Raw genomic sequence first — 9700 nt, forward strand, 5'->3', positions numbered from 1 at the left:
CCATTTCCCAGAAATTATCTTTCTTGGAAGCCATGATAATACGGTCTTCCGCGATAAATCTTTTCCAGATATCATACGATTCCTGGTCCTTCGGAACTCCGTCTTTTTCGTCACCTTCAAAAACAGTCACATACAAACGGTCTTTCGGAATGTTGTAAACTTCCGTCAGTAATTCCCATGCCCAGGTAATTGCTTCTTCTTTGAAATAATCACCGAATGACCAGTTTCCAAGCATTTCGAACATCGTGTGGTGGTAGGTATCAACTCCCACTTCTTCCAAATCGTTATGCTTTCCTGAAACACGTAAACATTTTTGAGAATTGGCGACACGGCGGTATTTCGGAACCGCATTTCCAAGGAAATAATCCTTGAATTGGTTCATTCCGGCATTGGTAAACATCAAGGTCGGATCATTCTTTACAACCATCGGTGCAGAAGGAACGATTTGATGTCCTTTCGATGCAAAAAATTCAAAAAAGTGCTTGCGAATTTCGTGTACTGTCATTGTTGTTAACTTGCGAACTTTCGTTCAATAATAATATAGTCCGCAAATTTAGTCGAATTCGTGAATTTTTAAGGGGATGAAATTGAAATCTTTATCTACTTCGCCCGGAATGTCATCCTGAGTGCAGCGAAAATACAGAGAATGACAACTGTCACAAAGAAGACATCCGGGAAGTTTCCGAAAATCTCCTGCATTACCGGTTCTCCGTCTTTCATGAGTGGTTTTCCGTCTCTTGAAATAACAATTTGAACATTGAAAACTTTCAATAAGGTTGCGGAAATCAACAGGATTCCAAGCAACATGATTGAACCCAGTCGGTAGATATGCCAGCGGAGCTGGTTGTTTCCGATGGAATTGCCTTCTTCTCCCAATCGGATATTGTGTTTGATACCGTCTTGTTTGAAACCCGTTACGATAGATTTGATGTCTTTCGGAAGCGTTTCTATCAGATAGAGATAATCTTCCGCAGAGCTAACGAGTTTCGACTTGATGTTTTTCCAGCCGAAACGCTCCTTGATCTTTTCTTTTGCGTAAGGTTTCACCATGGCAATCAGATCCAGTTTCACCTGCAATGATTCCGCTACTTTTTGAATCGTTACAAGTGTTTTCAGGAGCATGTATAAACTGCTCGGAATCGTAATTCCGTATTTCATCAATAACTTGAAGGTATCGGTAAACAATCCCGAAATGTCCACATCGTCATAATTGAAATACGTGTATTTCTGAGTCAATTCTTTGATCTCGAATTCGAGGCTTTCCATGTCGCGGAGATTCTCAACTTCGGTGAGTTTCAATAAGGCCTTCGAAATTTTGTGCGGATTTCCGTCTGAAAAACCAATTAAGAAATCGATCAATCCGTCGATCTGTTTTGGTTTCAGGCTGGCACACATTCCGAAATCGATCATCACCAATTGGTTGTCACCCCGGATAAATAAGTTTCCGGAATGCGGATCGGCATGGAAAAATCCGTGTCTCAGAATCATCGACAAGATGATGTTTACTCCGTTTTCAGCAATGATTTTCGCATCGTATCCTTTGGTGATCAGATTCGCAAGATTATCGGGAGCTTCCCCTTCGATGTACTCCATGATAAGAAGTTTCGAAGTAGAATATTTACTGTATACTTTCGGAATGTAAACACGGTCGTCACCTTTAAACATATTGGTGAACCGCATCATGTTCGAAAGCTCGTTCATGAAATCCAACTCTTTGAGCATGATATCTCCGAAATCTTCAATGAAGCGAATCAGGTTAAAATTGCTGATTTCCGGGTATTGCGCCTGAATTTTCCGTGCGAAGATCTGCAGGAGTTTGATATCCAGTCTTATTTTGTTGCGGATATTCGGGCGTTGAACTTTTAAAACAACTTTTTCTCCGGTTTGCAGTGTTGCCAGGTAAACCTGTGCAATTGACGCCGAAGCAATATGATGTGGATTGAATTCTGAGAATACGGTTTCGATATCCGCTCCAATTTCATTTTCGATGATCTGAATGGCAATATCATCGGGCATTGGTCGGGCAGAGGATTGCAGTTTTTTCAGTTCAGTTCTCAAACCTTCCGAAGCGATATCGGGTCTGTCGGCCACAATCTGCCCGAATTTGATGAATGTGGGACCTAAATCTTCGATAATTAAGCGTAATCTTTCGGAACGTGTTTTTCGGTTTTTGCCTCTCGGGTCGAAAATAACACGTAGTGGCCCGGTCGTAAACCAATTAGCCAGGTAGTGCCCGACAATGATCCGGATGATTGAAAGCAAACGGAAGAAGTTCTTGAGATTTGAGCTAAAACGAAATATCCACATAATAGATAAGGTTATTTATATCAAATGTAATCGAAAGTTTAGTAACCTGAGATAAGGTAAGGAAAATCGGAACAAATAATTTGATTTTAGCATTCATTCACATTTTTTCTATCTTTAACGACTCGAAAACTAAAAAATCTAAATATAATGGCAGGTAGTCCATGGCGTAAAAAGCCAATAGCCCTCTTTGAGGCGGATATGAAAAAAAGTGAACTGAAACGCGTCTTAACCAGATGGGGACTAACTTCACTTGGAATTGGAGCAATCATCGGTGGTGGAATTTTCACATTGACAGGTATTGCCGCCCACGATCATGCCGGACCAGCTTTGGCTCTTGCATTCGTTATTGCGGGGGTTGGTTGTTTGTTTGCTTCTCTATGTTATGCCGAGTTTTCAGCAGTTCTTCCGGTTGAAGGATCTGCTTACGCTTATTCATATGGTACTGTTGGTGAGTTGTTTGCCTGGATCATCGGGTGGAATTTAATTTTGGAATACATGATGGGAGCCACAACTGTTGCGGTTGCCTGGAGTGGTTATTTTGAAAAACTCCTGCATCAATGTGGCATTCATCCACCGTTATGGTTGATGAATGACCCGGTTACTGCGGCTGAGAAAGCCAAAGCAGCAGGGATGGCGGAACCTGGTTTTGCATTCAATTTACCTGCATTCTTAATTACGTGGGTTATTACCGCAATCCTTGTTCGTGGAATTAAAGAAGCAGCCAAAACAAATAACTTAATCGTAATCCTGAAAGTTGCGGTAGTTTTATTTGTAATTTTTGTTGGATTTTTCTTTATTGATACTGATAATTGGGTTCCTTTCGTTCCGGAAAAAGTAGTTGATGCAGAAGGTATTTCACACTTCGGTTGGGGAGGAGTAGTCACTGCGGCAACGATTGTATTCTTTGCTTATATCGGTTTTGATGCGGTTTCGACCCAGGCAGGAGAAGCAATTAATCCTAAAAAAGACGTTCCCTTTGCAATTATCATGTCATTGATTATTTGTACGGTTCTTTACATTGTTGTTTCATTGGTATTAACAGGAATGGTTCCATACAACGAATTGGATATGAAAGCTCCTGTTGCATCTGCGTTTGAAGGTATTGGGATGCCCTGGGCCACGATACTCATAACGATAGCCGCCGTTGCTGGTTTGATGTCCGTAATGTTGGTAATGATGTTGGGACAAACACGTATCTTCTTAGGTATGGCGAAAGACGGGCTTCTTCCTTATGCCTTGTTTGGAAAAGTGCATGAAAAGTTCAAAACACCTTTTAGAAGTACAATACTGGTTGGATTTATTATTTCAATAGTAGCATCAGTTACTCCAATTGATAAAGTTTCTGAAATGTGTAGTATGGGAACACTATTGGCTTTTGCAATGATTTGTGTTGCTGTAGTTATTTTACGCTATAAACAACCTCATTTGGAAAGACCTTTCCGTGTACCATTGTTACCGTTGGTCGGATTCCTGGGAGTTTCATTTAATGTTACATTGATGTGTTTCGTTCGACGTGATACGTGGATTGCATTCTTGTGTTGGACAACCCTTGGAGTCATTGTTTACTTCCTGTATAGCCGTAAACATAGTAAGCTGAATGACTATGAACTTGCACAAACCTTAAAGGGTCAGGATTCAATCCTGAATGCAAGCGAAGATCAAACGACAGAAGAATAATTTTATTAGAATAATACCGGAATAAGTCTCGTTTCTCTGAAATTTCAGGAACGAGACTTTTTTATTACTACTTATGGAAGAAAACTCAAAAAAAACACTTGGGCTGATGGATGCAACCTTCTTGGTTGCGGGAAGTATGATCGGTTCGGGAATCTTTATCGTTTCCTCTGAAATGGCAAGAGATCTCGGAAGTTCCGGGTGGTTGTTGTTTACCTGGATGATGACGGGCGTAATTACCTTATTCGGAGCTTTGAGTTACGGTGAATTGGCTGCCATGTTTCCAAAAGCAGGCGGGCAGTTCGTGTACATTCGCGAAGCCTGGGGAAAATTGCCTTCCTTTCTTTACGGGTGGACGACCTTTACAGTGATTCAAACGGGAGTAATAGCAGCAGTGGGAGTGGCTTTCGGAAAGTTTGCCGGAGTCTTTTTCCCGGTTTTGGTAGATGAAACGCTTTTTGAATACGGAGCAATCAAGATCAACGGAGCCAATTTTGTTGGAGCCGGAACCATTTTAATCCTGACTTTACTGAATGTCCGGGGAATCAATTATGGAAAGGTTATCCAGGCAATTTTCACCAGTTCGAAGTTGATTGCATTGGCGGTTTTAATTGTTGCCGGAATCGTCGTTGGGTTTTATTCCGGTTTTTTCGATGAGAATTTCCAGCACATGTGGGATGCAACATCTACCAGGAAACAAGCGGATGGAAGCTGGCTGACGACTGATTTGACTTCTGTAGGTTTGATGATCGTTCTTTCCACAACCATTATTAATTCCCTGTTTTCTTCCGATGCCTGGAATAACGTGACTTTTATTGCCGGAGATATCCGAAATCCGGAGAAAAACCTGCCACGTTCTTTATTCCTTGGAACTTTTATTGTGACGATTCTATACATTTTGGCAAACGTTGCTTATCTGGGCTTGCTTCCGCTTCACGGAACTCCTTTTGAAGGTGATTTCGTTTACACGAAAGAGGCCGTGGAGTCGACCGGAATTCAATTTGCAAGCTCGGACCGGGTAGGAACTTCGGCGGCATACATGTTATTTGGAAATGTAGCGAATCTATTGATGGCTGTACTCATTATGATCTCTACTTTTGGTTGTAACAACGGGTTGATTATGGCTGGTTCGCGCTTGTTCTACGCCATGTCGAAAGACGGATTATTCTTTGAGAAAGCTAGTAAATTAAACCGATTCGGAGTTCCTGCATGGGCCATGTGGATTCAGAGTTTGTGGGCAATAGCCTTGTGTTTCTCCGGCTCTTATGGCGTTCTGATCAAATTCGCCACTTTCGGCTCAATGGTTTTCTACATTGTAACCATTTTAGGACTTTTCAAATTGAGAAGAACCATGCCCGATGCCGAACGACCGTATAAAGCATTCGGTTATCCGGTAGTTCCGTTTTTGTATTTGGTTTTTGCAGCGGTTATCTGTATTTCTTTGACAATATTCACGTTTTGGGACACGTTTGGAAGTATTGTTTTGATTCTGACGGGAATTCCGATTTATTACCTGGTGTTTAGGAAGAAAGAATCCGTTCAGTGATGCTGCATCTGAAAACAATTCTTCTATGTTTGTTTGGAGCCATTGCTTTTGGAATTGTTCATGATATGATCACTGCAAATAGTTGTGTAGAATACTTCACAATAGCTCACCCGAAAGTAATAGAGAGTGAAAACCCTTTTATGCTTGCGCTTGTTTGGGGAATCCTTGCTACGTGGTGGGTTGGCTTGATTTTAGGAATACTGATCGTAGCTTTTAATACGATCGGGAAGAGCAATACGATTCCGTTTTCGATTATCAGACGGTACGTCATCAGGCTACTTCTCATGATGATTCTTACTTCGTCGTTAGCAGGATTAATTGGTTATGTTCTTGCGGTCTCAGGAGTTATTCATTTTAATGGTGAGCTTTCACGAGTTATTCCGATTAATAAACAATTGGCATTTCTGGCAGTTGCCTGGGCACATCTGAGTTCTTATATTGTTGGTTTTACTGGAGGAATCGTTATTTGTATGAAAGTTTGGATGCAAAGAACCAATCCGGCCAGAAAAGTGAAAAAGAACACGTTGTAGCTGGTTTGGAGTGTCCGGTTTGCCATTTGGCAAATTGGAAGAATAGCTTGAGTTGAATGACAAAATGACATAATATATATTGGAAAAGTGTCAAGTTCGTCAGTCGTTTTCTGCTTTTGAAGTTCAAATCCTGACATTTCTGACATGAAAAGGTCCTGAAAAGTGACTGGCACAACCTTTGACTTATGGAAGGAAAATTCGAAAAACGAAAAAAATAAATAAAATGGGAAAAATAATTGGAATCGATTTAGGAACAACAAACTCATGTGTTTCCGTAATGGAAGGAAATGAGCCAGTTGTAATCGCAAATTCTGAAGGTAAACGTACAACACCCTCTGTGGTAGCTTTCGTAGATGGTGGTGAACTTAAAGTTGGTGACCCTGCGAAACGTCAGGCGATTACCAACCCAACAAAAACAATTTACTCCATCAAGCGCTTTATGGGATCATCTTTTGATGATGTTCAAAAAGAGGCTGGACGTGTACCTTACAAAGTAGTAAAAGGAGATAACAACACACCACGTGTAGATATCGACGGTCGTTTGTACACAGCGCAGGAAATCTCTGCAATGATTCTTCAGAAAATGAAGAAAACTGCTGAAGATTATTTAGGACAAGAAGTGACTGAAGCAGTTGTAACTGTTCCGGCATACTTCAACGATTCTCAGCGTCAGGCTACAAAAGAAGCAGGTGAAATCGCTGGTTTGACAATCAAGCGCATCATTAACGAACCTACAGCTGCAGCGTTGGCTTATGGTTTGGATAAAAAAGGAATTGACCAAAAAATCGTTGTATTCGACTTTGGTGGTGGTACGCATGACGTTTCGGTTTTGGAATTGGGCGACGGAGTATTCGAAGTATTGGCAACAGACGGAGACACTCACTTAGGTGGTGACGATGTGGATGAGGCAATCATCACTTGGTTGGCTGATGAGTTCAAAGCTGAAGAAGGTTTGGATTTGCGCCAGGATCCGATGGCTTTGCAACGTTTGAAAGAAGCTGCTGAAAAAGCAAAAATCGAATTGTCTTCAACAACTTCAACAGAAATCAACTTGCCATACATCATGCCGGTGAACGGAATTCCGAAACACTTGGTTAGAACATTGCAACGTTCGAAATTTGAGCAATTGATTGCTTCAATTGTTGAAAGAACAATCGCACCATGTCGTTCTGCTCTTCAAAATGCAGGATTGTCTACAAGCGATATTGATGAAGTCATTTTGGTTGGTGGATCAACGCGTATCCCGGTTATCCAGGATGCAGTACAACGTTTCTTCGGAAAAGCGCCTTCAAAAGGAGTAAACCCGGATGAAGTAGTAGCAGTTGGTGCGGCAATTCAAGGTGGTGTATTGACAGGTGAAGTAAAAGATGTCTTGTTGTTGGATGTCATTCCATTGTCTTTGGGAATCGAAACAATGGGTGGTGTATTCACGAAATTGATCGAAGCAAACACAACTATTCCGACTAAAAAATCGGAGACATTCTCAACAGCAGCAGATAACCAGCCAGCAGTAGACATTCACGTGTTACAAGGTGAGCGTCCGATGGCAAACGATAACAAAACATTGGGTCGTTTCTCATTGACAGACATTCCACCTGCACGTCGTGGTGAGCCACAAATCGAAGTAACATTCGATGTGGATGCGAACGGAATCATGCACATTTCTGCAAAAGACAAGGGAACAGGAAAAGAGCAATCTATTAAAATTGAAGGTTCTTCCGGTTTGTCTGACGAAGAGATCAAGCGTATGAAAGCTGAAGCTGAAGCAAACGCAGATGCAGACAAAAAACGCAAAGAAGAGGTAGAAACGTTGAACAAAGCTGATTCATTGATCTTCCAGACTGAGCGTCAGTTGAAAGAGTACGGAGATAAAATTCCGGCTGATAAAAAACAACCGATCGAAGATGCTTTGACAGCGTTGAAAACAGAGTTTGAAGCGAAAAACACCGCAAACTTAGAGCCTGCAATGGATCGTTTGAACACAGCATTCCAGGCTGCTTCTCAGGAAATGTATAACGCAGCAAACGCTGGTGGTGCAGATGCAGGAGCTCAGGGTGGTAACGCCGGAGCAAATGCAGGAGATGAGGTTACAGATGTTGACTTCGAAGAAGTAAACGATAAGAAGTAACGAAGTTACTGATTGGAGAAACGTTAGTGCCGACCTGTAACGAAGTTACTGATTGGAGAAACTTCCTGAAGTAATTGAAAATAATAAAAGCCCGCTGATCATTTATCAGCGGGCTTTTGGTTTTATATGGTTATTAAAGCTGATCAGAAATTGGGTTTCACATGATTGTTAGTGTACTCTTCCGTTTCATAATCATCTACCCAATTTTCAGATTCACCTGTAAGAGAACCTTTCCGGTATACTTTCTCATGTAAGACACGTTGTCCCCATTCCTGGATAAATGATTCAAACGATTCGGAAATAATGGTAATCGGATCACCTTCAAAACTATCTTTTGAGCGATTGAGAATACATCCTTTTTTGCCGCTTACTTTTCCGGTAGTATCAATCACCAGTGTATCATACGAATAATCATCTGCAAAAGGAAGCCAGTCTGTGTGCCAGGTGAAAAATTCATTTTCAGCCTGTTTTTCAGCCAGAATTTCGTCAAACATCTTTTTGGTTTTCGGAATTCGTTCCAATGAATAAAAGCAGATCCCTCTAATATCTACGATTTCGTAAGATTCTCCACCGTTTGCAATTTCGTAGAAACTCAGAAAGTTCCCGGGAACAGAAACGTTGATCTGTTTTTGAAAGTCAGCTATTTCACCAGGTGTTGCACCAGTTTTTAAAATTTTCTGATAAACAGGAGCAAATGCCTTTATTTGATCAATGAGTTGTTTGTAATCCGACATGATTTTAATTTTTGAAAACCCGGCGCTAAGATAAAAAATGATGAAACACAAACTCGTGCCTTTCAGACACCTGACTGTTTACAAGGCATTCTTTACCATTTGTCCCAGCTTTTTTAAGTCAAACTGCACTTTATCGTTCCATTCCAGGGCGTAATTCAAGCGCATGCAGTTGTTGTACTGATCTTGTAATGTGAACATTCTTCCGGGTGCAAAACTGATATTTTGCTGAATCGCCTTATCATACAATTCCGCAGTATCAAGTTTCTTATCCAGTTCTAACCAAAGCATGAATCCGCCTTGAGGCTGTGATATTTTGGTGTTATCAGGGAAATATTCTTCGATCGCATGTTGAAATTGCAGGCAGTTGGAATAGAGTTTACTCCGGAATGTGCGCACATGATTATCGTATCTGCCGTGTTCCATGAAATCGGCAACAACTTCCTGGTAAAGAATCGGAGTGGAGATAGTTTGTAACAATTTCTGCCGGATAATCTTGTCTTTGAATTTTCCGGGAGCAACCCAGCCAACCCGGTAACCGGGAGCTAAAGTTTTGGAAACAGAACCGCACCACATCACGATTCCGGCTTCGTCAAATACTTTGCAGGGTTTGGGTCTTGAAGCACCGAAAAAGAGGTTTCCGTAAAGATCATCTTCAATCAACGGGACGTTTGCTTCGGTGAGCATTCTGACTAATTCTTTCTTGTTTTCCTCTGGCATTAAACTTCCTAAAGGGTTGCTGAAATTGGTTGTGAAACAACACACATTGATCTTTGGAAGGACT

Annotated in this window: 8 protein-coding genes; 4 read left to right on the forward strand and 4 right to left on the reverse strand. The window is 41.3% G+C overall.

Features of this window, described 5'->3' with window-relative positions; genetic code table 11:
• A partial coding sequence (locus tag Q1V93_RS09300) for an alanine--tRNA ligase-related protein (protein ID WP_300664027.1) occupies positions 1–505 on the reverse strand: 505 nt, incomplete at its 3' end.
• A gap of 95 nt (positions 506–600) precedes the next feature.
• Positions 601–2307 carry an AarF/UbiB family protein gene (locus Q1V93_RS09305; RefSeq protein WP_300664029.1) on the reverse strand — a complete coding sequence of 569 codons (1707 nt, stop codon included), beginning with the start codon at positions 2305–2307 and terminating at the stop codon, positions 601–603.
• A 147-nt stretch (positions 2308–2454) separates the two neighbouring features.
• Here Q1V93_RS09305 and Q1V93_RS09310 point away from each other — a divergent pair, with 147 nt between their 5' ends.
• The 4 genes from Q1V93_RS09310 to dnaK all read left to right on the forward strand — a co-directional run bounded on the left by Q1V93_RS09310 (position 2455) and on the right by dnaK (position 8185).
• Entirely contained in the window at positions 2455–3984 is a 1530-nt protein-coding gene (locus Q1V93_RS09310) for an amino acid permease (RefSeq protein ID WP_300664031.1), read from the forward strand.
• Positions 3985–4090: 106 nt separating this feature from the next.
• On the forward strand, positions 4091–5527 hold the full coding sequence (locus Q1V93_RS09315; RefSeq protein ID WP_300664033.1) for an amino acid permease: 1437 nt from the start codon (positions 4091–4093) through the stop codon (positions 5525–5527).
• Positions 5527–6057 (forward strand): hypothetical protein, encoded by a 531-nt coding sequence (locus Q1V93_RS09320; RefSeq protein WP_300664035.1) that lies wholly within the window; start codon positions 5527–5529, stop codon positions 6055–6057. Before Q1V93_RS09315 ends, Q1V93_RS09320 begins: the two co-directional genes overlap by 1 nt.
• Positions 6058–6280: 223 nt before the next feature.
• A complete protein-coding gene (dnaK, locus tag Q1V93_RS09325; protein ID WP_300664036.1) occupies positions 6281–8185 on the forward strand; it encodes a molecular chaperone DnaK in 1905 nt (634 codons plus the stop codon).
• A gap of 143 nt (positions 8186–8328) precedes the next feature.
• Here the strand turns inward: dnaK and Q1V93_RS09330 are convergent, their stop codons facing one another.
• Both Q1V93_RS09330 and Q1V93_RS09335 read right to left on the reverse strand, forming a co-directional pair.
• Complete coding sequence (locus Q1V93_RS09330; protein WP_300664037.1) at positions 8329–8919, reverse strand: SMI1/KNR4 family protein; 591 nt, start codon at positions 8917–8919, stop codon at positions 8329–8331.
• A 78-nt stretch (positions 8920–8997) separates the two neighbouring features.
• Positions 8998–9700 (reverse strand): PLP-dependent aminotransferase family protein (locus Q1V93_RS09335; RefSeq protein WP_300664038.1); only part of this gene is annotated, 703 nt, incomplete at its 5' end.

Source organism: Fluviicola sp. (assembly GCF_030151805.1).
In the GTDB taxonomy this organism is placed as follows: Bacteria; Bacteroidota; Bacteroidia; order Flavobacteriales_D; family Crocinitomicaceae; genus Fluviicola.